The following is a 24095-nucleotide window of genomic DNA, read 5'->3' as shown; positions in this document are numbered from 1 at the left end:
TAATGGTGATCCAGATTTTTGACGATGTAAGTAAATTGGATAAAAATTATAATTATCTTACGTTTCCCATATAATTACAGATTACCCTCTAAATTAATTGTCAATTCTTATTAATACCACCATTTTTCCATTACCATGAAAGACCATTTTATAATTTTCTAACGGCAACAAATCAAGCACTTTGGGAATGATTGCAACGTAATGGCCGAAATACTCATCAGTCGCTACGAACAGTTTGTCGAAAACAATTCAGTGACTCACATTACCATAAATTTATCGGTATCCAAATTGGAAAACGCTTATGGGAATCTGGTTCGTTCACGTTTAAAGCAAATGTTCATCCTCGTCGCTTTCGATAAAACCGCAAAAAACAAGCGATGAGGATGAGCATTCATGAACTCCGAATAAACAATATAAAATAGTGATTAAATGTTTAATTTGATTGCTTTTGATAGAGAAACAAAAGATAAGAGATAAACGGGTTAGTATAATTATATTTCGTATCCATATTGTCAGGTTAAACCTGATAATATAACTATGGTATGTAAATTTTGCTAAATAAATAATTATTGGCATTATTATATTTTGTATCATTGTAGTCAGGTTAAACCTGATATGTTGACTATGAGGCATAAATATATATCTACACAATCTAATGAGATTCTTTCCTATTTTAATAGTAAGGATTTGCTATGTTTTGATTCTAAGGCAGCACTACAAGCTTTGCCCGAATCAAAAGAAAGTGCTGTAAGGGAATTGCTTAGCGACATGACGAAAAGAGGTCTTTTAATGAGGCTAAAAGAAGGTGTCTATTATATAATTCCTTATGAAGAGAATCCGGAAACTTTTATGCCCGATTGGCATTTAATTGCACAGTATCTCGTAAAGGATGCGAAGCATTATATTGGCTACTATTCTGCATTGCAAATCCACAATCTCATTACTCAGCCTTCGCTTAAAGAACAAATTGTGGTGTCTAAACAAATGAGGCCATCGGAAATTAAAATCAAAGACATCACATTTCAATTTATCTATCACAACGAAAATCATTTCTTCGGCGAAAAAAAAATATGGATTGATGATTTCAATAAAGTACAGTGCTCAGATTTAGAAAAAACCATAGTGGATTGTCTCTTTAAGCCCGATTATGCGGGAGGTATTGTCGAAATTGCCAAAGCCATACATGAAACGAGAGACAAAATTAACTTTAAAAAACTCTTAGATTACACCAAAAAATTCAAATCTCAAGCAGTTGTAAAACGATTGGGATTTCTCTTGGAAATCTTGGAAATAGACAATGAAATTGTCCAAGAGCTATTGAATATGAAAACAGCCTCTTACATACAACTTGATACAGAATTGCCAAAATCCGGCAAAATGATAAGTCGTTGGAGTATTCAACAAAATTTAGAAACAGAAACAATTAAGTCAGCTATTTACACATGATAAAACCGGGTGAAATACAAAAAAAAGCACGTGAAGTCCAAGTACGTGATCAACAAATCGAAAAAGATTACATTCTTTCCTGGATTCTTAACGGTGTGTCTCAACACGAACAACTTTCAAAATTGATCGTTTTCAAAGGTGGAACCGTTCTCAAAAAGGTCTATTTCGCAGACTATCGTTTTTCGGAAGATTTAGATTTCACATTGCTAAACAACGACATCAGAAACGAACAAATCTTCGAATGGTTCAACGAAATTTTTGAGTATGTGAAAGAAGAAGCAAACATTCCTTTAGAGATAATTGACAACAATGAACACGAGGATGGGGGAATCAATTTTTACATCAGTTATGTTGGACCACTTGGAGGTTCTGGAAATAATAAAAAAGTGAAAGTTGATATTTCAAGAAGCGAAAAATTAGAATTTGAACCAATAGTAAAACAAGCCATTTTCGAATATACAGATTTAGAGAAGTACAATCTCTTATGCTATCCCCTGGAAGAAGTGCTGGTGGAAAAACTCCGATGCGTGATGCAACGAATGCAACCAAGAGATTATTATGATATTTGGTATCTGCTCGAAGTACATGGAATGGATATAGATTATTTTACACCCGAATTTATCAACAAATGCGTAAGCAAGGAATTGAGTCCAGGAGATTTTCACAAGAAAATGGAGCAAAAACTACCACAATACAAAGCTAGATGGCAAAAATCTATGAGTGATCAAATTAAAGACCTGCCTGATTTTGACCAAGTACAAAGAGAAGTGCAAAGGCAAATCAAAAATTGGAAGATTTAAAAAACAATGGAAGCTTTTACTATTGCTATGAAAGTTTTAGTAGTAAATAAAAATAAAAAATAAAAATGAGCATAAACATACTAAAATACGAGAGTGATATTTGGAAAACAGCAAATTTATTAATTGCATCAGGCATAAAACAAAGTGATTTTCCGAAATTTATGATGCCTTTTTTTGCTCTTTTAATGGTAGAAAGTAGATTAGTAAGAGAAGCTAAAAGACTGAAAGAAGAAATTGGCGATATTGATATTGAGGATTTCATAGAAATGTTTCAATTAGAAGGTTTAGGATATAATGATTTTGTAATCAGAAAAAATAAAACACTAAAAGACATTTGTAAAAATGATAAAGCTTTTGATGTTGATTTTCACGCTTACTTAAAAGCATTTGACCCAGAAACAAAATATTTATTGGGAGTTGATAAAGGAACTGAAGAAGAAAAGTTCTTGGATATTTCTGGCATTAGCGGACAGCTAAAAAAGAAACGTATTTTATTTGAAACGGTTCAAACTTGGAGTGAAATTGATTTAACGCCTTTTAATAATTCTGAAATTACAACTTTAGAGGAACACATTAAAAGGAAATGGGCAGATATTTCTGCCGAAACAGCTGGAGAACAATACACACCAGATGATATTATTTGGCTTATTACAGAAATTATTCTCTCAAAAATTGAGGACAATGATAGCTTCTTAACGATTTATGATCCAACGTGTGGTGGAGGAAATCTACTTTTTGGGGTTGAAGATAAAATTAAAGAAAAATACAAAAGACCAACTAAAACATTTGGCGAAGATTGGAGCGATAGCTTATTTGCTTTAGCTAAAATTGAAAGTCGTTTTAGAAACGATAGTGATATTCGTTATGGTAATACATTAACAAATATTTCATTTATAGAAAAACGTTTTGACATCATAGTTGCAAATCCACCACACGGCATTCCGTGGGATGGTTATAAAAAAGATATTTATAATGACACAACCGAACGTTTTGTAGCATTACCTGCAATATCAGATGGGCAACTTTTATTTGCTCAACACAACCTTTTTCAATTATCAGATACAGGTTTAGGAGTTGTAGTGCATAATGGTTCTGCTTTATTTAGTGGCGATGCGAAAAGTGGAGAGAGCAACATCAGAAAGTATATTTTTGATAATGATTGGGTTGAGGCTATAATACAAATGCCAACGGATGAATTTTTCAATACGGGTATTTATACTTATTTATGGATTTTCAATAAAAACAAAGTAGCCGAAAGAAAAGATAAAGTAATGCTTATCAATGCAGCTGATTTGTTTGTGCCGTTAAAGAAAAGTAAAGGTAAAAAACGTAAAGAAATGAGCGTTGAAAATAGATTAGACATTGTAAAAGCTTTAACTGAATTCAAACCAAACGAGTTTAGTAAAGTATTCGATAAATGGCATTTTTATTACAACAAACAAAGCATTATGCTTACTAATGTTGATGAGTTTCGTAATGCTATTGAAATGCCAAACAAAGTCACTAAAGATGGTGAAGTAAAAGAAGAAAAAAGCATTAAGATTGAAGTAAAAAGTATTTTAGTTGTAGATAGTTTCAAAGAAAATGGAATGAAAGCTATCAACCAAACCGAAATAACAGAGTTTGACAAAAATTCCTATTCAAGTTTATCAGATTATTTTGAAAATTATTATAAAGTTTTTGTAAATAGTATTGATTATAAAGATGATGCTTTTATATTATTTGATAATCAAGGTAATTCATTTACCTATGATAATAACAAAGAAAGTATTGTAGTAAAAGACAAAAAGCAAAAAGAAAGTTTTTTAGGTAATGGTAAAATAGTTATCAAATCTTCCTATAAAAAAGCGACTAAAACCAAAGCAGAACATATTTTAGTAACTGCTGAACTCACAAAAGACTTTCAAAAAGATTATGAGGTTATCCCATACAGTCCAATTGAAGAAACAAACCAAAAATACATTGCCGATTTTATGGCAAAATATGTAACCAAACCTTTTGAATATTTAGAAAATAGTATTGGTGTTGAAATTAATTTCAATAAAGTCTTCTATAAGCCAGAAGCATTAAGAGATATTATTGAAATAACTGCCGATTTAACGGAGTTAGAAAATGAGTTAGCTAACCTTGAAAAAGAATTAGCAATATGATTAAGTACGATAAATACAAATCATCTGAAATTGATTGGTTAGGTGATATACCAAATGATTGGGACATTAAAAGAGTGAAAGATTTGGCTAAAACAAAATCAGGAACAACTCCTCACAGTCAAACAAAAAAATATTATTCGGAAGGAATTCATAATTGGGTTCGGACTACAGATTTAAATGATGGCGAATTATATGAAGTTGAATATAAAATTACAGATATTGCTTTAGAAGAATGCAATATGACTTTTTTACCAATAGACACTATTTTAGTCGCTATGTATGGTGGTTTTGGAACAATTGGAAAAAACAGTATATTAAAAAAAGTTTCGACTATTAATCAGTCTGTATGTGCAATTTTACCGAGTAATAAATTGAATTCGGAATACTTTTTTTATTTCTTAAAGTTCTTCAGAAGTAGTTGGAAAATTTTCGCAGATGGAACTCGAAAAGATCCAAATATAAATCAAGAAGCTATTAAAAATTTATTTATTTACTTTCCAAAAGTTGAAGAACAAAAAGAAATAGTAACTTTTTTAAACAACAAAACCCAAGCCATAGACAAAAAAATAAACCTATTAACCCAAAAAGCCAACTACTACAAAGAATATAGAAAAAGCTTGATAAATAAAACGGTTTGTAAAGGATTAGATAAAAATGTAAAATTTAAAGACAGCAATATAAATTACATTAATGATATTCCAGAACATTGGAAGATAGAGAGAATTAAAGATTTATTTTATATTGGGAGAGGTCGTGTAATTGGTCAAGAGTTATTGGTAGAACAGGGTAAATATCCAGTATATTCCTCTCAAACTGAAAATAATGGTTGTCTAGGTTTCATTGAAACTTATGACTTTGATAATGATTTATTGACTTGGACGACAGATGGAGCAAATGCGGGAACTGTTTTTAGAAGAAGTGGGAAGTTCAATTGTACAAATGTTTGTGGTACTTTAATTCCAAAAAGAAGAAATTTAGATTTAGATTATGTGGTATATGCATTACAGGAAAGTGCAACACACAACAAAAGAATTGATACTAACGGTGCAAAAATTATGAATAATGAAATGGCAGTTATAAATATTGCATTTCCACCTTTAAAAGAACAAACAAAAATTGCCAATTATTTAGACAATAAAACACAAACAATTGATAAAATTGTTTCAAACATCAATACACAAATGCAAACGCTGAAAGAATTACGAAAAACATTAATAAATGATGCCGTAACGGGTAAAATAAATGTAACTAAAGATTAAGTATGGCAGCAACATTAGAAAACATTCCTGTTAAATATGCAGATTTAATTAGTGAGATAGAAACAGGTCAAGTTAAAATACCTCAATTTCAAAGAAAATTTGTTTGGGGTATTAAGGCATCCGCTAAATTATTAGATAGTATAATGAAAGGGTATCCGATTGGAACTTTTATTTATTGGAGAACTAATGAGCGTTTGCGGTCGGTTAGAAATTTAGGAAACATTACTTTACCAGAACCTAATCACGGCGAATATGTAAATTATGTTTTAGATGGCCAACAAAGATTAACATCATTATATGCTGCATTAAAAGGCGTTACTATCAAAGAAGATGATGGAAAACCTTGTGATTATTCAGAAATCTATATTGATTTATTAGCCAATCCAGATGAAGATATTGTAACTACTGAAATTGAAGGTAAAAAAGCTACCGACATTATCAAGATAACTGAATTGATGAAAGGCAGTTTAATGAAATTAGCGGCTTACCCAGAAGAGCATCATTCAAAACTAGAACATTATAAAGAAGTATTAACCGGATATACATTTTCGGTTATTAATCTTAAAAATGCACCTATCGATGTTGCAACAGAAGTTTTTACACGTTTAAATGTTGGTGGAAAAGCATTAACACTTTTTGAAATTATGGTTGCAAAAACATACCATATTTTTCCAGCTGATAAAAATATTGCAAATTCACAGGATGTAACTTTTGATCTTTCCGAAAAATATGAGGAATTAAGTGCTGAATTAAGTGCAAGTCATTATGATACAATTCCATCTTCAACAATACTTCAAGTTATTTCAATTTTATTAGAAAAAGATTGCACTAGAAAAACAATTTTGAAATTAGATAAAATGCAGTTTATTGCTATTTGGAGTGATGCAGTAGAATGTATAAAAAGTAGTATCGATTTCTTTAGAAGTTACGGTATTGCAGTTGGAAGGATTTTACCATACAATGCTTTACTTGTTCCTTTTAGCTACTTCTTTTACAAACACAAACACAATCCAACAGGAGATATGAAAAAACGTTTAGAAGATTTCTTTTGGAGAACTTCATTAGGTTTTAGATACTCTTCTGGTGTTGAAGGTAAGTTAGTTCAAGATATAGCAAAAATTGATAAAATCATTGCAGGAGAATTACCTAAATACGAATGGGCAGTTAATGTGAATAAAGAATTTGTAGAAACTAATGGTTGGTTCAGTACAGGAAAATCATTTATTAAAGCTATTCTTTGTTTGTATGCAAAACAGAAACCAAAATCTTTTGATAATAATTTGGATGTAATTATTGATAACAGTTGGTTAAAAATTGCATCAAGTAAAAATTATCATCATTTCTTCCCAAAATCTTGGTTACAAAAGAACGCTAAAAATTGGGATGGATTTTTTGTAAATCATATTGTAAATATTACAATTGTTGATGGTTTCCTGAATAAAAATGTAATTCGAGCTAAAAGTCCATCTAACTATATGAAAGATTTTCATAAAAAGAATGATGAACTAAATGAAACAATGAAAACACATTTCATTGATGTTGAAAAAGACGGCATTTGGGATAATAATTATGAGGCTTTTTATCACAACAGATTAGATAGAATAACTAAAGCTTTGAGTAAATTCATTATTCAACAAGAAAATAACTTTGATGTATTAGAAGTTTACGAAGATACAGAGGAATTGGAAGAACAAGAAAGCTAAATACAATATAGTTTTCTAATGCTTTTCAAATAAATAATTCAATCAAAATGAACGAACTCGATTTACAAGACAAATATTTAGTACACTTTTTTTGTGAGCGTCCAGACGGTTTGCAATACAAAGAAGCTAAAGCCAATACAGTTTCGGCTCAATTCTTTATTAATGAAAATTTAAAGCAATTTATTTCTGAAACATCATTAAACAAAGACAATTATAAAAAACTATTACGCAAGTTTTCTAATAACGAAAAAGAGTTAATGAATGCTTTTACTTTGTTTCTTGACGAAAAAGTAAAGTCGTCAATGAATATGGCTTTGTTTATTAACACCAATAAATCCGTTACTTTCGAGGGTATAAAGTTGCATCTATTTTATCCAAGCGGAAGCGAAACCCACGAAGATAAATTGTTTGAAGAGAATGTATTTTCTATAGTTCAAGAGTTGCCTTATACTTTTAAATACGATGGTAAACCTCGATTTTCTTTTCGTCCTGATTTATCCTTTTTCTTGAATGGTATTTTTCTGGGATATAGTGAGTTAAAAAGCAATTGGAACAATCAAAATGCTAAAACAAACGGCAGAAAAAAAGTAGCTAAAGATTATCTTTCGGCAGTTCAGGAATATTTACAAATTGCAGATGGAAATGACCTATCGCAAAGCATCAAAAAAGATTTCCTAAAAATATTTGAAAAGGCAATTCACATAACTTCAACAGATATTAATGAAACCTATGTAATTAGAAACATTTCCAATCAATTTGAAGAAATAAAAGCTACGGTTGCTACTGGCGATTATGATTTTGAAAACTACAATAAAAAGGTTTTAAAAGATTTTAAACCATATCCACTTTTAAACAAAGAAGCCGATAAACTAAATAAGTTTGAAGAGGTTTTCAAGGCATTGTACGATAAAAAAATGATTGAGAAAGAAATTCTCTATTACAATTTTATAGAGCGTGAATTAGTTAAAAAAGAAGGAAGTAAAACCAAAGAATACAAGCACAATGATGGGCGTTTAATAAGTCCAAGACCAAAACAAAAATTTGGTACAGATAAAATAATTAATAAAATCAATGAGTTTTTGGAACACGAAAACGAACCTGATTATTTTATCACAAAACTCGAAAACGAACTAAAATTAAAAGGATTAGGTGACAATCAAATAAAAGATTTAATTACCAAAAGGCAAAAATATCAAAACAATAAAAATGTCTATTCATTACTATTGCAATATGCAGCAGGATTTGGAAAAAGTAATATTATTGGTTGGACAGCTTTACAATTAAAAGATTATCGCAAAGAGGGAAACTATGTTTACGATAAAGTAATGTTAGTTGTTGATAGATTACAGCTTCGTGACCAATTAGATACCATGCTTCACAATATGAACATTCAAAAAGGAATGTTCCTTGAAGCTTCAGACAAAAAAAGTTTTATGACTGCTTTGAGTAGCGATAAAAGAGTAATTGTTGTCAATGTTCAAAAGTTTGCTACAGTAAAAGATATTTTAGATGATGAAGTTACTACAAAGCTTTCAAAATTAAGAATAGCTTTTTTAATTGATGAAATACACAGAAGCAATAGCGGAGCACAACACGAAGAAATGATTAGTGTTTTTGATGAATTACAAAGTAGTTTTGATACTAACAAACAATACCAGGCAACAACCAATAAAAAGAATTTGATAATTGGTTTTACAGCAACACCAAGCGATCATACATTAGCTCGTTTTGGAGAATATAATAAATATGCCGAAGCCGAGAAAATATGGATACCATTTGATAGCTATACAATGAAAGAAGCCATTGAAGATGGTTTCATTTTAAATCCAATAAAAGGTATTGTGCCGGTATCTGCCAAAATGTATTTTGAAATTCCAGATAATGAATTAGAAGGATTTGAAATGTCAATGGGTTATGAAGAAATTCCAGATGGTACAGATACAGGAATAGATGAAGAAGGTAAAAAATATGCCATCCGTAAAAAGAAAATCTATTCCAATCCGCAAAGAATAGAAGCTATTGCAAAATTCATTTCAGAAAGATTAGTTACAACGGTGTATCACAATATTAGAGGAACTGGTAAAGCAATGTTGGCTGTATCATCAATTCCAAACGCTATCAAGTATAAAAGGTTAATCGATAAGCAATATAAAGCATTAGTTGAACAAAAGAAATATGAAAGGTTTAAAGATGCACCAATTTATATTGTGTATTCTGACAGTCAAGACCAACCAAGTAGTAATAGTGTAAATGATGGTTTAAGCGAAAAACAAGTACTACAAAATTTCAAATTAGCCAAAAATGGTTTAATAATCGTTGTTGATAAATTACAAACTGGTTTTGATGAACCTAAATTACATACACTATTTTTAGACAAAGAAATTAGAGGTATTAATGCTATTCAAACTATTTCAAGAGTAAACAGAACCACCAAGTATAAAAACGATTGCAAGATTATTGATTTGTCGTATAAGAATGTCAATGTAAAAAACATCAAATTGGCTTTTGAGCATTTTAGTAATGTAGTAGTATCAGATTTTGACCCATTAGGAGACGAAGAGAAATTAGAAATATATTTAAAGGAATTAAAAGAGAATGATTTATTTAAAAAACATTTTAAATCCTTCCAAGAATATAATACTACAAATGCTGATATAAACATTATTTTGGAAATTGATAATGATTTTACAAGATTTATAACTAATGAAAAGAAAGAAGCAAAAAAACTTAAAAAAATAGTTAGTGCTTATTTCAAAATTTTAAACCTAATAGAGTTTGTAATTGAATTAGACAAAAAGTATAGTGAGGAATTATTTCTACAATTCTGGCGTAAATTCAATATTATTTACAGTCAAATCAATAAAGACAATGAAGTTATTGATGATGTAGAAATATATTTTGATAACAAAATAGGAATTGTTGCTCCTCAAGATTATGTGGTTAAGGATATAAAACCAAAGGTACTTGGTGAACCTAATGGTGAATACGGCGAAAACAAATTCAAATACAATATTTTAAAAGTAATTGAAAAACGCAATCAAGAAGAAGAAGCTGTAGCAGAATTGATTGTAGACTTTGAAAGTAAGATTGACACTTTTTTTGATTTCATCAGAGCAGATGAAATGGGTAAACGGTTAATAGCAAAAATTAAAGATGGTGGTTCGGCATTCTCACAAGAAGAAATCTATATCGATTTTAATAAATTATACCGCAAATACACGATTATGAATAAAGATTTAGGAGATTTTTTCAAAAGGGAAACAAAGGATATTCTAAATCAAATGTGTGACGATTTTGAGAGAAGTTTAATTGATTACAAATAATATTTATCTGTCCTAATAAAAAAAACAGGCTTTTTATAGCCTGTTTTTTCTTTGCCAAAAGAATCATTTTTTCTTTTTTTTCCAGCTGAAAAAGTATTTTTTTTTCAATTTTTTATCCTTTTCTCTGCCTTCTTTAATTTCTTCATCAGTCCACAATCTGGCAAAAACAATTTTATTTTTCCTGATCCAGTAATGAGACTTGCAATCAAAATTCCAGTTGCCAATAGAAGGGCTTAGTGAAACATTTTTTCCATCAAAAGTAAGTTGCCAGTCAGTAGGAGATAGCGGCGTTACCACTTGGTTCCCACAACCGCAAACACATTTGTGTATCGCCGAACAATACTCGACAGAGATATAAAGGACTCCATCCTCTAAAACGTCTGGTACAAATTCAATAAACTTATGTTGTATAATCATCGTTTAATAATTGTCCGGTATTTACAGTGTAAGTACTATGATGCTCTTCTTTTAAATCCTTATAAAAACCATTGAGTTTTTTCCACTTTAAAACAGCCAGTAATGCATTCATAGCGTTAAGATCGGCAATTTGAATATTGGTGGAATATTCATTGTCGTCCGTATCAACGGTTCCAATCCTATCGAATATATGATCATGTTTTGATGGAGTGCCAAGTGTTGTTCTTAAAATGGCAGCAAGACTATCCTCAACAATTTCAACGCCAAGACCAACATCTATAAATGGAATCTGAAATTTTTTAAGATGCGAAATTATCATACCTCTTGCACTGTTGCTATCAATACAAATAAACACAAATGATAATCTTTTAAGTAGTTCAATGTTTTGTTCGGTTATCTTTTCTGCGTATGGGATAATTCCTCTGCGCATATTAGAATAAATAGAAGCAAAATAATCTACTTTCATTTGTTGCTCATTCAATATTTTAATAGTTGGTGCGCCGGGTGCTCTAAAAGCATTGTGTAGCAAAAATTCATCATTGTCAAACAGGAGTATTTCATCTACAGGAGTTTTGGCTACTTGATCTAAAATATAAGATCCGGTACCACCCAATCCAATAATCCCTATTCGTTGGCCTTTAAATTTTTCATTTATAAAATTAATATTCGCCCTGCTGGAATTCGTATCTAAATATCGAAACACCGATTCTTCTTCACTGCATTCCATGACTCTAAACGTAGTTGCAGTAACCTTGGGATCAATCGATTTTGCAGGAGCAATTATCAATTCAACATAACGTGTTACTTTGTCATAATAATTATCATAACCGTTTGGTGGTCTATTTGAAAAAGAGTGATTCAAAATTATATCATTAAACAATTGTTGATTAACAGCAACGTGTTGAATAGAAGTTATAATACTACCATCGTTGTTACATGGGTGTTCTCCCATAAAATTGATAACATGATTATCTGGTTTCAAGGTAACTTCATTGCTCATCAAAAGGGTAGAAATAAGCTTGCCTATTTTTACCTCTCGGTTACTATTAATATAAGGTATGTGGTGGACAATTAAATGTCCACCTCTTACCTCAATTTCATAACCTTCATCTCGAAGACGTTTTAAGTCTGTACTACGATTTATCAGTTTGTTTGACATTGAATATCATTTTATGTTTAACAAATACTGATTGTCCTTTTACCATCGTTCCTTCTGGATTTTGATGAGGCCCTCTGTCGTAAGTAACCGTGTAACCTTTCCCCGGATTTGGATCATAATTGCCATAAGCTAATGCAATGACTTGCTCAAAACTAATAGTCTTTTCTGTCCAAGGTTTTGGCTTAAGATTGACAACAAGTTCTACTGAAAATGGCTTTTCTTTTGAATAAAATTTCTCTTTACCTGGTCTGGCCAAGTCAACGATTTCATCATCTTCAATTAAATCATCCTGCCATGGCTGTTTATTATCCAAAAAGATTTGATAATCATCAGGAATATTGCCTTGTCTCCTAATTTGAGAACCTTTAATATACTGCTTATCAGTTTCAAAGTTTTTCCCATCAATAGAGTACTTTAATTTCTGCTTGACATAAAATTGCTCAATTCCAGATCTTGCTAAGTCAACAACTTCATCATTCAATATAGCATCATCTTTCCAAGGTTCAATAATATCTAAAAATAATTCACAATCAAGAGGAAGCCCTCTCAATTCTTTTAATTGTTTGCCAGTAATATACTGTTCAAACCACTGAAACTTTTTCCCTTCAATAATCAATTCTAACGAAGGTCTTTTACTATGGTCATCCTGACCGTCTATTTTTGTATTCATAATACAGTGTTTTTTTAATTTTTAAAAAAATTTAACACTCCTAATCCTTTAAAAACTCTTGGAGTTATGAGTTTCAAGCGGTTTTTGTTGCTAAAAATTTGTTTTTATTAAAAAACGTATTAGATTTACACAACAAAACAGAGGGATACTGAGGTGATAAGCCTAAGTATTTGAAAGTCGTCGAAAAACTTATTCCCTATAACCCAATCATGACCGCCAAGTTTGATTGGGTTTTTTTATTTATCTATTTAGTCTTTTTTATTTATCTATTTTTACATTACAAATGTATAAAATCTAAATTTACTTAGCAAGCTTTTTGATATAATTTCTAAAAATAATTAGCAAAGGTTTTGATATAATTAATTTTTAAGTAACTTTGTAAAAAATTTAATCATGGAAACTTTAGGTAAAACCTTGAAGAATACAAGAGAAAACGTCTCTTTAACTCTTCGAGACGTAGAACTTGCTACCGGTATATCTAATGCTTACTTAAGTCAGTTAGAGAATGATAAAATTAAAAAACCTTCAGCTAGTATACTTTATAAATTAGCGAATGTTTATAAAATTGATTTAAATGTTTTATTGTATGCTTCGGGTATTATTGAGAAAAGCGAAAATTCTGAAACAAAACCAAAACAATCTTTACTAGAAAGAGAAATTGCTTTTTACAAAGACAAGCTATCAGAAGAAGAAGAAAAAGAAGTGGTAGATTTTATTAAATTCTTAAAATATAAGAAAGATAATGACACTACACTCTAAAAAAGATATTGAAAATATTTCTTTAGACATCCTAAAATCTTCTAAAGCACTTGATGTATTTCCAACTCCTGTTGATAAAATTGTTCAATATTCGGAACTTTATATTGCGGGAGGTATTGATTTAAAATCATTAGAAAAGAAATATAAAACTTCTCTTTTTTCTGACGTACTTAAATCTGGTTTGTCAAAAATTAGAGGGTTTTTAGATCGCAAAGAAAAAGTGATTTATCTCGATATGAATCAAATTATCTCCAGACAAAATTTTGTTACTTTACATGAGACGGGTCACAATGTTCTCCCTTGGCAAAATAAAATCTTAGAATTCCTTGATGATGATGAGACATTAGATCCAGACACTCAAGAAGAATTTGAGAATGAAGCAAATTATTTTGCTTCTGTAACTCTTTTTCAGTGCGACCGTTTTGATAATGAAATTAAGAAATTTGAATTAGGAATGCCTTCTGTAATGCAATTGTCTAATTATTTTGGAGCTTCTGTTCATGCAACTTTTAGACGTTATGTAGAGAATTCTAAATTTAGATGTGGCTTACTAGTTCTTAAAAATTTATCAGAGAAAGGTAGAGTCGCAAATGGTGATTTTAGAAATGCATTTCACTCAGAATCATTCTTAAACAATTTTGGCTCAATTGAATGGCCAGAAAATTTTGGTTACAAATGGGAATTTATTAGAGACCATCTTTTTTTAAAAAAGAAGTGGAAAACAAATGGTACCATTAATCTAAAAACCCTTAATGGAGACGTTGACTTTACATATCACTATTTTGACAATACATACAATGCTTTTGTTTTAATATTTCCTAAAGGAGAAAACAAAACAACCAAAACTAAAATTATATTACAATAAAGAATAAAAAGGCCTAACGAAATAACGGGCAATAAAGCGGTCTCTCTCCGGTCGTTCGCTTTGTTCCGTTCGGCTGCTCCAGTCGGTCGTCGGCAGAAAAAACCTCCTTCCTCCATTCTGCAGTCCACTCGTTAGTATAGCGTTGGCCAGCTCTGAAAATGGGCAAGCCACCACTACGCTTCCTCGTCCTCATCTTCACACGGTCACTTCCTGCGTTCGGCGGGGCTATTACATCCACAATACAGCTTCATTTCATTTCTCTCCGGAGGCTCTGCTCCATTACATTCAGAAGTATTATATCTGTCGCCCTAGTTTTTTCAGCGATTGCTCCGTTATCACTTTGCATTTGAATAAAGAACGTCCCGCAGAAAAAGCGAGGCTGATTATATAGTTACCCCGCCGTTTCACGCTTATATCCGCTTCGTTTTGCTTTGTACCTCCGCATCTATGGTGGGGTTCGATTGTCGCAAGAAAAAGTTCCTTGCCTCGAAAAAGGGAGTGTCGCTTTCTTTTGCTCCTTGCGGTGCTTGGGGATGTTTGATTGCTATTTTCATAAGAGCTTTTCCGAAAAAGTAAATCAAGAACATCGTGCTAAAAAAAAATAAAAAAAGAAAGTAAAGCTAAGTTCTGGTTTCGAAAAGTAAAGTTCAAGCCCTGCGGGTTTTCGAAAAAATCTCCACCTGCATATTTTCATGACTACTCTTCAGAATACAATCACACTTTCTATTCTTGAAAACTATTGAGGTAGTATTTTTTCGAAAAAACTTGACTTATTTTGAAACCTCCACTAATGTGAGGACTTTCTTTTTTTTTTCTTTTTTTTTCTTTGTGAAAATTATAAAGGAAAAAACCGTGGATTATAAAGTTTCAATAATTTTAGATTAAGTTCTCAAAGGCAAAATCTAGCTCTGTTGTATTGAAATCTTCTAGATAAGTTTCGGTAGTTTTAATGGATTGATGTCCTAGGGCTTGTTTAATCATGACGGTATTGATACCTTTTTTTAAAGATAAGGTTGCAAAAGTATGTCTGGCAGTATAAAAAGTTACTTTGTTTTTGATTCCACATTGAAGTGCAATAGTGTTGAGAAGTTTTCCATAATAATTTAAAACACTTTTTTTTCTATCTCTCAATTCTTCTTTTGTGTATAGCTTTTCATCTTTGTCTAAAATTGGGAAAATATAATCGGTATCAAATGGGCGATAAATTTTAAAGTAGTTTAGAATGTTTCTCATGTAATTATTGTCAGGAATTTTTACATTTAATTTTATTCCGGTTTTATTTCTAACATAAGAAAAGTTGCTTAAATCAACTTCTTCCCATTTTAATTCGGCCAAATCAGTGAAATTCATGCCTCGACAGTAAAAACTAAATAGATAAGCATACAATGCTTTTGCACCCTCTTTATTTTCAGATATGTCATAGTCTAATAATAATTGTAAATCCTCTTTATTTAAAGCTTTCTTTACTTTGCTTGATTTCAATTTAGAAATTACATAATCTTTAAAAGGATAAAACTCGTTAGAAACAATTTTAGATTTTATTGCTGAGTTATAAATCGCTCTAATATTTCGCATATATACACCAATTCCACCATCGTTACAGCCATGAGCTCGCAAGTAGGATTCAAAAGCTATTAGAAAATCGTAATTGATTTTTGTGAAATCATAAGTTGTAGTTGTTGGTTTAAATCTCGTAAGAGCAGAGATAGTGTCACGATAGGAACTGCTGGAACTTATTTTTCCAGATTCTTTTAATTGAAGCTTTCTTTCTTCGAAATAAGCAATAAAGTTTAATTTTTTAACTTCCTCAGGTCTAAAAAGTGAGTCAAACGATTCTAGGGAAAAGTTATGTCCTTCCTCAATCATTATATCTAATATTTTCGAAGCATCTTGTTTTATTGAATTTAATATTCGATTGCATTGTAAATAATTTGGGAATTTAGATGTAAATTCGCCTGCTTTGTCATTCCAAAATTTTGGTAAAGTATTGTAAGGTGTTTTGTAGAATTTCGATTTTCTATCAATGGTTATTCTTAAATTGACAGGTAAAGTGCCGTCGTTAAGCATTGTCTTTTTTAGGATGATTTTCACACTAGCTTTCATTTTTAATATTTTTAAAAGTTCAACATACGTACAACAAATGAGTGCAGATTGTGAAACTGGATGAAGCAAAAATATTTTTTAAAAATGATAAACAGCTGTAAAACAATAGCTTTGAAGCTATATGCAATTGAATGCAAAAGTTAATAGTCTATCTCATAATCAGGTGGTCCCTGGTTCGAGCCCAGGTGGGACCACTAATAAAATCAAGCCTTTACAGTGATGTGAAGGCTTTTTTGTTTTCTTATGACGAGCATTTGACGAACATGGGTCAAGTGCAAAAGTTGGGGATTAGGCAAAAAGATTAGATAATCTGAATAAAAAGAAATCTATATTTCTCACTCCTCTAAATTGAGATCTAAACGCTTTTATTTTGCATTGAAAGATTCCGCAGAAGCATTGGTGCTTCTATTATCAAAATAGTTTAAGATTGACTGGTAGTTAAAAGTTATTGTATTGAGTAGGATATTAAAGTTTTTAAACCCTGATTCCTCTACTTTTCTGTGCCAATGTGCCAATTTTGGTCATGGCAATATGTTTATCATATTGGTACTGTCAACTCCCTGAAGTTGTTGGTTTAAATTGTAAGCTGTTTTTCATGGATTAGTTGAGAAAGTTGGAGAATTAGGCAATAATCTTCTTTTTTAAAAATCTGTGATATTTGATCAGCTTAGAAAATAGTAAAGAACATGATGTAATTAATGATATGTCGAACGCTGGTACATCAACTGCTTTTTTATAATCTTGAAGAAAGTGGTTTGAGGAATTTAAAAATAAAAACAGATTAGGAATCTATTATTTCCAAAAGAAAAACTTGCTAAAAACTAATTTTTTGACATACTATAATTCATAATAAAATGTTTTGTTAAAATAGTTTATTTGTAAAAAAGTCAATGTCTAAGGGCCTAAAATTATGCTTTTATCGACAAAACGGCATTTCGTCGTTTTTTTGAGTAGTTTGTCGAATAATATAGTAGATATCTAAATGTTTGTCTAATTTTGCACTTTTTAATCCTACTTAACCAACGTTAGACTCAATTTGGATCTTAACATTATTTAATTATTTATGCGCCCAAAATTATTTCTTTTACGCAAGAATCTTGACTTTTTTTTAAAACCATTCTTGAAAGCTACCTCTGTTATTTCGTCTTAGTCTATTTTACATGTAAAACTTGTATTGCTAAAACTGCCGTTGTTTAAATTTATCATTCTTCCAGGGATTGAAATTCTTAAGACGATTAAATTTTATTTTTTAATCCTTTTGCAACAATACAACGATTATGCTTCAAATAACATCTCTTTAGGTTAATAAGCTTATTGCTATTTTACCTTGTTTTCCCAATCAATATATACTATTTTTTAGATCATTTGTATTTATATGATTCTAAAGAAACAATAAACTGTAATAAAAAAATTAATAACAGAATATCATGCAGAATAAAAACATCATCAAGATTGCTCTTTTTACTATTGTGAATTTATTTTTCACTATTGATTCATTCTCTCAAAAGAATCTCTATGCTGGAATTGAAATAGGAAGTAAAGGAATCAAAATTTCGGTAATAGACGTTAATAATATCAAAAAAGGTGATTACGATATCGTATCGTTTTGGACAGAGAATATTGGTATTGCAAAAGGTATTTCTATTGATGGCAATCTAGAAGAATCAGATATTAACAAAGCGGGATCTGTTGTTTTTGAAAATCTGACAAAAATAAAAAACAAATATAATGTCGATAATGAAAATATTTTTATTGTAGGCTCTTCTGGAGTTGCATTAGCAAAAAACACACAATTGTTAATAGATAAAGTAAAATTTTTAACGGGTAAAGATCTTGATTTTATTACTGCCGAAACAGAAGGAAAAATGCTTTTAAAAGGTTCTATTCCTCCAAGTGAGTATCAGGATGCTATTATTCTTGACATTGGAGGAGGCAATACAAAAGGAGGTTATGTGGATGTACTTAATGATAATAAGTTTGAGTTTTTTCCTTTAAAACTAGATTATGGCACAATAACTCTTACTGAAGCAATAAATAAAACAATTGTAAATCAAAGGCAGATAAGTGATATGGGGATATACAAAGAAAAGTCTTTTGAATATGCTCCTCTTTTAAGAGATAAGATAAAAGAAATGTTAGATACGAAACCACAGTCACTTCAGAAAAAGAAAATATATCTATCAGGAGGGGCTCTTTGGGCTTTTACGACTTTGTATTATAATAATAGTAATGACGATCATTTTGTACCTATGAAAATGGAGGATATTGTAAATTATGATGCTATTTTAAAAAACAACTTTGTTAAATATGAAAACTTGGCTAAAACTAATAAAAATGCTGACAAAGTAATTAGCACCTATAGTCAGAGATATCTAATTTCTGGAAATAATATTTTAATAGCCTGCTTGGAAAGTATCCCCGATTTAAAATCGAAGAAAATTTATTTTGCAAGAGAAGGTCAAATTGCATGGTTGGTATCTTATATTGTTGATCGATCCAAAAAAATCAAGAATAATTTTTGATATTCTCTAAAAGCAATGCAATAATTTTAAAACTAATTTAATCTCTGTTTAATTATTAAAAAACATTAGACACAGTTGAATATATAAACAATAATTTAAAACAATTTAAAATGTCAGATTTTTTAAAACAATTTGGGGATGAAATCAAAAAAAACATTCCTGGTTATATTGCAGTTGCTGTAACCGAAATTAAAAGCGGTATTTCTTATTTTAGTGATTCATCAATTGATAGTTTTGATCCAGAATTAGCTTCAGCTTTCAATCTTGAGGTAGTAAAAGCAAAATTAAATGCAATTAGCGCATTAGGATTATCTCAAAGTATTGATGATATTATGATTACGCTTACAAATCAAATACACATTATTGATATCTCTGAAAATAATGAGTATTTTATTTATTTAGCTGTAGATTCAAACAAAGCTAATCTAGGAATGACAAAAGCCCTTTTGAACAAATATAAAAAAGAGATTGCAGGTAAATTATAATAATTAATTTAACTTATATCCTTTTTTGCATCAAATCGCTATTATCAAACTTTATTGCAAATTATAATAGAAAAGCTTATTGATATTTCAATGAGCTTTTTTTTGTTGTGTACCCAGCATGGGCGATAACTCTAGGGTGTAAGTCCCGAGCACGCCTTTACACTGAGAAGTGTTGGCTGAATGCAAGGGTGTCCATTGTGAGGTGGAATCTGAAGGAAGCAGTAGGCAAACTCTCGGCCTGACGAACAGAAACTAAATATAAGGCCAGAAATGTTGGATAAGGTTGCAACACAAGCTGAAGTCCCAAACTGTACGGAAGCATTATGGTAAATATAGCAGACATATGAGAGGAAAGTTATCGTTCTTACCTGGGGAGGTCTTATGAGTATAGTTTTTTTACAGAACTATGGATAACAATTGCTATAAGAAGTCAGCAGAGGTCATAGTAGGTGCTGGAAATGAGTACTGAAGGACTGAACTTAATTAAGTGAGCAGTAAATGAATGTTGCTTATGAAGGAACGAATGTAGAAAATATCGAGTAATTTTGATAACTGCCTTGGGAAGGATAGGATGGAATCCGAGAGCTACCAAGGAGTGCAGAGCTTTATTGGGATAACTGAAAACAACCTAACGGAAGTACATTTGAAAATGTATCGAAAATTAAGAACCACCTTGGTACGGATCCGTATGCCGGTTGGTGTGGAAGGCCGCCTAGGGGATTAATCCCTAGGCTCTTATCCAATTGATGAAAGAGATTATAGATGAATTTAAAAAACAAATCTTTCCGCTTTTACTAGACGAATAAATCTCAAACGTATCCGATAAAATCAAAAGAAAATAAAGTCATATTGCTATTCATAGTAGCAAGGAAACCAAGAAATGTTATGTATTAAAAATCAGACACTTTATTTAACTATTTTCCAACTGAAAAAAGTGATTGGACGATTTTATTTTTAATTATTTCCTTTTCTTTCTTAACAATAAAAACTAAACGGTAAGCTAAAAGAAACCCTAAAAAGCCCAGAGAACTTAAAAAAATCCAATTTGCTTTGTAGCCAAAATCTGCTATAATCGCCATGCCGGATTTGGTACTTAAAATATGAGCAACACTATAACTCATAGTGAATACAGCCATAAATTTACCTTCTTGTTTCTTTAATGATCTCTTTTTGACAAAGGAATTTGCAAAAGGAAAGGTAAACATAATTCCGATGGTCATAAAAATCATCATTGCAATTAATGCTATGATGCTATGTTCAATTAATAAAAACAGATAACTTAAGGCCATTGCTAAAACGCCATAAGAAACTACTAAAAGTTTGTTTATCTTTTTCGCTTCAACATAGCTCACAATGGAGAGCTCAAAAAGTAAAATTAATACTCCATTAAGTGCTAGAAACAAGCCGCTTTCTATGCTGGTAAAGTTAAAAGCCTCTTTGTAATAAAGTGATAAAGTTGTAAACATCTGAAAAAAAAGTATTCCTGTTATTAAAGTAACCACGAGGTGAATTAAAAAAGGCTTGTCTTCAAAAACAGAATTCTCCTCTTTTAGGTGTTTAAAAGCGTTTAACTTAAATGGTAATTTTTTCTCTTTTACATAAATAGCAAACAGAAAAATACTTAAAATACAAGTCAGTCCATCTATGTAAAATAAGAAGGTGTAGTCTAAAAGCGTAATAATAATACCACCAATTAAAGGACCAAACATGAATCCTAAATTTACAGAAGAACGAACTAATGATAATGCTTTGGTACGCTCACTTTTCCTCGCATAAGTATCTAGCGAAACCAACATCGCCGGCCTATACATATCTGAAACTGTTGTCAATAATAAAACCCCAAAGCAAAAACTATAAAAAGTGGTTAAGAACTGCAACAAAATAAAAATAAGGCCACTAGTAAATAAACTAAAAACCATTACTTTATAAAACCCTATTTTGTCAGATAATTTCCCGCTAATCCAAGTTCCTATAAAAGAGCCTATTCCAAAAAACACCATTACCCAACCGATCTGGCTGTAACTAAAATGAAGTTCTTCTAACATGTATTTAGAAAGAAACGGAACCACCATTGCTCCCAGTCTATTAATAAAAGTAGTAATAGCTAAAACTTTAACCTCTACAGAAAACTGACTGAAGTTCTTTAAATAATTTTTAAGTAACGTTGTAATCATATATAATTTTTTAATGAAAAATGTAAAACTCTGATCGTATCTTTTTGTTTATGCTTCAAATCGAAGTACCTTTATTTTATTATTTTCATTTCATAATAATAATAGTTTGATATAAAATTTGTTTGTACAAAACCAAAGTTTTCGTAAAGTTGATGTGCAGCAAAATTATCAGTACTGGTGTTTAATGAAATATGATCAACTTTGGTTTTTTTTGCATAATCGATACATTTCATCATAATTTCTTTTCCAATGTATTTTCTTCTAAAATCTGGTTTGACATATAAATATGAAATGTGCCAATTGTATTTTATTTTTGAAACTGTACTTACTTTGTAATATAGAACTATAAAAGCAACAGGAGTATCCTTATGTTTTGTGGCAAAAATTTTAGCTTTATTTCGGCTCAGTTTATCTTTGATAAACAGCACTGCATTTTCTAAAGTAAGAAGTTTTTCATCTATTAATTTAGACTCGTAAATTATGTCCTTTACAGAATCAAAATCTTTATGACTTATTTCTGAAATTTGATATGAATTCTCCATGTTGAAAGTTTAAAAAAAAGGACGACAGATACTTATTTACAGGCCTTTCTCGATATTTTTTTTCTGTTTTTTAAAGGCACAAAAGTAACTCATTTAAGTGGTATAACTATCTAATTTGTATCTAAATTTTAAAGACTTTTTTTTAATTTAGATGCGTTTTTTTAACACAAAAAAATCTGAAATTTAGGATCTTTTTCTCCTTTAAAAGAGCATTAGTGCTAAATAAATAAACTAAAAAATACATGAGTTTTATTTGCAAAAGAACGGATTTCAAAGAAAAAGTGATGTTGAGAAACTCTAAACTAAAGTTTTAAATATTCAAGAATAGATTTTTTGATGGGATATAGTTTATTAGATTGATACTCTAAATATTGAAAGAATTTTTAAGTCCTTATAAAAATAATTAAGCAGATCACTACTTTTTTAATTGTAATCAAAGTATTATTACGATTACTGGAGTTCTAGATAATAAACTGAATAAAATTCATGAAAAATTGAGTTTTAATAGAGAAAAATAGATTAGGTACTTATAGTGGATAATTAAATAAGATTGTATCTGTATTTTTGTTGCAAATCATTATTAACAAATTAAATCTAAATTCATAACTATGTCTGATTTTTTAAAACAATTCGGAGATGATCTCAAAAAAAATGTGCCTGGCTTTATGGCAGTTGCTGTAGCAGAAATTAAAAGCGGAATTTCCTATCATACGCAATCTGTAATTGCAGATTTTGATCCGGAATTAGCATCAGCATTTAATCTAGAAGTAGTTAAGGCGAAAATAAATGCTATCAAAGCTCTTGGTTTAGAAGGTCAATCAGTAGATAATATTATGATTACACTGTCATCTCAAATTCACATAATTGATGTTTCTGAGAACGGAGAATATTTTATTTATCTGGCAGTAGATTCTACAAGAGCAAATTTAGGAATGACAAAATCTATCTTAAATAAGTACAAAAAAGAAATAGCGCTAAAGCTTTAACTCTCTAAAAGCATTATAATAAAGAATGGGGTATTCGAATAGAATATCCCATTTTATTTATCTCTTTTGTCCAAAATAATTAGATTTAATAAAACTTTTAGCGGACGAAATTACAATTAAAAGCAGATCCATTTTTTAGACCATTAGTTTGTTTTACTGTTCAAAGGTTAATCTATATTTGTAATTAAATTATGCCACCTTAAAATGGAACTACGCGAATTTTTCGAAAAATATCCCAACGAAGCGACATGTATCGAGGAGTTCAAAAAGAAACGTCTTGAAAATGGTATAGTTTGCAAAAAGTGTCTCTATACTGAGCATTCTTTTAGGAAAATAGACCTTAAGTTTCAATGCAAAAAATGTGGCAGTCGAATTAGTCTTCGATCAGGAACAGTTATGGAAAACTCAAATTTGCCTTTTAGATACTGGATGATATGTATTGAATTACTGACTTTGTCACAAAGAAAAATGTCAATATTAAAAATACAATATTTGTTGGGGCATAAACGCTACGAACCTATCTGGACGATGGTAAAAAAAATAAATTTAGTCATGCAAAAAAGAGATGAAAAATATTGTCTTAAGGCATACTCAGAGTTTGATGTTGAGTTCTTGAAAGAAATAGAAATAATAAGTTTACGGAAAAAATAAAGCTTTACTTATTAATGAGTTGCACAAAAACTGCAGATTGATAATCAATTAGTTTTGTTTAACTTTATAAAACTAAAGGAT

Annotated in this window: 18 protein-coding genes and 1 pseudogene; 12 read left to right on the top strand and 7 right to left on the bottom strand. The window is 30.3% G+C overall.

Features of this window, described 5'->3' with window-relative positions:
* The first annotated feature begins 624 nt into the window (after window positions 1–624).
* The 6 genes from QWY99_RS18925 (at window position 625) to QWY99_RS18900 (ending at window position 10681) form a co-directional block, all read left to right on the top strand.
* Window positions 625–1446 carry a type IV toxin-antitoxin system AbiEi family antitoxin domain-containing protein gene (locus tag QWY99_RS18925; protein WP_290267274.1) on the top strand — a complete coding sequence of 274 codons (822 nt, stop codon included), beginning with the start codon at window positions 625–627 and terminating at the stop codon, window positions 1444–1446.
* Complete coding sequence (locus QWY99_RS18920; protein ID WP_290267273.1) at window positions 1443–2246, top strand: nucleotidyl transferase AbiEii/AbiGii toxin family protein; 804 nt, start codon at window positions 1443–1445, stop codon at window positions 2244–2246. The genes QWY99_RS18925 and QWY99_RS18920 overlap by 4 nt, the downstream gene beginning before the upstream one ends.
* Before the next feature lie 65 nt (window positions 2247–2311).
* Window positions 2312–4396 carry an HsdM family class I SAM-dependent methyltransferase gene (locus QWY99_RS18915; RefSeq protein ID WP_290267272.1) on the top strand — a complete coding sequence of 695 codons (2085 nt, stop codon included), beginning with the start codon at window positions 2312–2314 and terminating at the stop codon, window positions 4394–4396.
* Window positions 4393–5655, top strand: coding sequence for a restriction endonuclease subunit S (locus QWY99_RS18910; protein WP_290267271.1), 1263 nt, complete (start codon window positions 4393–4395; stop codon window positions 5653–5655). The genes QWY99_RS18915 and QWY99_RS18910 overlap by 4 nt, the downstream gene beginning before the upstream one ends.
* A 2-nt stretch (window positions 5656–5657) precedes the next feature.
* Entirely contained in the window at window positions 5658–7358 is a 1701-nt protein-coding gene (locus QWY99_RS18905; RefSeq protein ID WP_290267270.1) for a GmrSD restriction endonuclease domain-containing protein, read from the top strand.
* 47 nt (window positions 7359–7405) lie between these two features.
* Window positions 7406–10681, top strand: coding sequence for a DEAD/DEAH box helicase family protein (locus QWY99_RS18900; RefSeq protein WP_290267269.1), 3276 nt, complete (start codon window positions 7406–7408; stop codon window positions 10679–10681).
* A gap of 63 nt (window positions 10682–10744) precedes the next feature.
* Here the strand turns inward: QWY99_RS18900 and QWY99_RS18895 are convergent, their stop codons facing one another.
* From QWY99_RS18895 to QWY99_RS18885, 3 genes are read right to left on the bottom strand one after another with little or no spacing between them, the layout of a single operon-like run.
* A complete protein-coding gene (locus QWY99_RS18895) occupies window positions 10745–11098 on the bottom strand; it encodes a ubiquitination-like system serine protease family protein (RefSeq protein WP_290267268.1) in 354 nt (117 codons plus the stop codon).
* Complete coding sequence (locus QWY99_RS18890; protein WP_290267267.1) at window positions 11082–12257, bottom strand: ThiF family adenylyltransferase; 1176 nt, start codon at window positions 12255–12257, stop codon at window positions 11082–11084. The genes QWY99_RS18895 and QWY99_RS18890 overlap by 17 nt, the downstream gene beginning before the upstream one ends.
* Window positions 12232–12927 (bottom strand): multiubiquitin domain-containing protein, encoded by a 696-nt coding sequence (locus tag QWY99_RS18885; protein ID WP_290267266.1) that lies wholly within the window; start codon window positions 12925–12927, stop codon window positions 12232–12234. Before QWY99_RS18885 ends, QWY99_RS18890 begins: the two co-directional genes overlap by 26 nt.
* A gap of 393 nt (window positions 12928–13320) precedes the next feature.
* Here QWY99_RS18885 and QWY99_RS18880 point away from each other — a divergent pair, with 393 nt between their 5' ends.
* Together QWY99_RS18880 and QWY99_RS18875 are read left to right on the top strand one after the other, a co-directional pair.
* A complete protein-coding gene (locus tag QWY99_RS18880) occupies window positions 13321–13686 on the top strand; it encodes a helix-turn-helix domain-containing protein (RefSeq protein WP_290267265.1) in 366 nt (121 codons plus the stop codon).
* The gene (locus QWY99_RS18875; RefSeq protein ID WP_290267264.1) at window positions 13670–14551 is read left to right on the top strand and encodes an ImmA/IrrE family metallo-endopeptidase; all 882 of its coding nucleotides are present in this window, start codon (window positions 13670–13672) and stop codon (window positions 14549–14551) included. Before QWY99_RS18880 ends, QWY99_RS18875 begins: the two co-directional genes overlap by 17 nt.
* 876 nt (window positions 14552–15427) lie before the next feature.
* Here the strand turns inward: QWY99_RS18875 and QWY99_RS18870 are convergent.
* Together QWY99_RS18870 and QWY99_RS18865 are read right to left on the bottom strand one after the other, a co-directional pair.
* Window positions 15428–16654, bottom strand: a complete 1227-nt coding sequence (locus tag QWY99_RS18870; protein WP_290267263.1) for a site-specific integrase — start codon at window positions 16652–16654, stop codon at window positions 15428–15430.
* Between the two features lie 365 nt (window positions 16655–17019).
* On the bottom strand, window positions 17020–17169 hold the full coding sequence (locus QWY99_RS18865) for a transposase (protein WP_290267262.1): 150 nt from the start codon (window positions 17167–17169) through the stop codon (window positions 17020–17022).
* Between the two features lie 912 nt (window positions 17170–18081).
* Between QWY99_RS18865 and QWY99_RS18860 the strand changes: the two genes are divergently transcribed.
* Both QWY99_RS18860 and QWY99_RS18855 read left to right on the top strand, forming a co-directional pair.
* Window positions 18082–19176 (top strand): Ppx/GppA phosphatase family protein, encoded by a 1095-nt coding sequence (locus QWY99_RS18860; RefSeq protein WP_290267261.1) that lies wholly within the window; start codon window positions 18082–18084, stop codon window positions 19174–19176.
* Window positions 19177–19286: 110 nt separating this feature from the next.
* The gene (locus QWY99_RS18855) at window positions 19287–19661 is read left to right on the top strand and encodes a hypothetical protein (RefSeq protein ID WP_290267260.1); all 375 of its coding nucleotides are present in this window, start codon (window positions 19287–19289) and stop codon (window positions 19659–19661) included.
* A gap of 914 nt (window positions 19662–20575) precedes the next feature.
* Here QWY99_RS18855 and QWY99_RS18850 read toward each other — a convergent pair.
* Both QWY99_RS18850 and QWY99_RS18845 read right to left on the bottom strand, forming a co-directional pair.
* On the bottom strand, window positions 20576–21835 hold the full coding sequence (locus QWY99_RS18850; protein ID WP_290267259.1) for an MFS transporter: 1260 nt from the start codon (window positions 21833–21835) through the stop codon (window positions 20576–20578).
* Between the two features lie 71 nt (window positions 21836–21906).
* A complete protein-coding gene (locus QWY99_RS18845; protein WP_290267258.1) occupies window positions 21907–22377 on the bottom strand; it encodes a GNAT family N-acetyltransferase in 471 nt (156 codons plus the stop codon).
* A gap of 608 nt (window positions 22378–22985) precedes the next feature.
* Between QWY99_RS18845 and QWY99_RS18840 the strand changes: the two genes are divergently transcribed.
* Window positions 22986–23363, top strand: coding sequence for a hypothetical protein (locus tag QWY99_RS18840; RefSeq protein WP_290267257.1), 378 nt, complete (start codon window positions 22986–22988; stop codon window positions 23361–23363).
* 204 nt (window positions 23364–23567) lie between these two features.
* Window positions 23568–23990 (top strand): annotated as a pseudogene (locus tag QWY99_RS18835) (transposase family protein); the annotation flags it as partial.
* Window positions 23991–24095: the final 105 nt, after the last annotated feature.

The organism is Flavobacterium branchiarum, from assembly GCF_030409845.1.
Lineage (GTDB): Bacteria > Bacteroidota > Bacteroidia > Flavobacteriales > Flavobacteriaceae > Flavobacterium > Flavobacterium branchiarum.
Note: the sequence above shows the minus strand (reverse complement) of the source record. Positions and strands in the feature narration are given on the sequence as shown.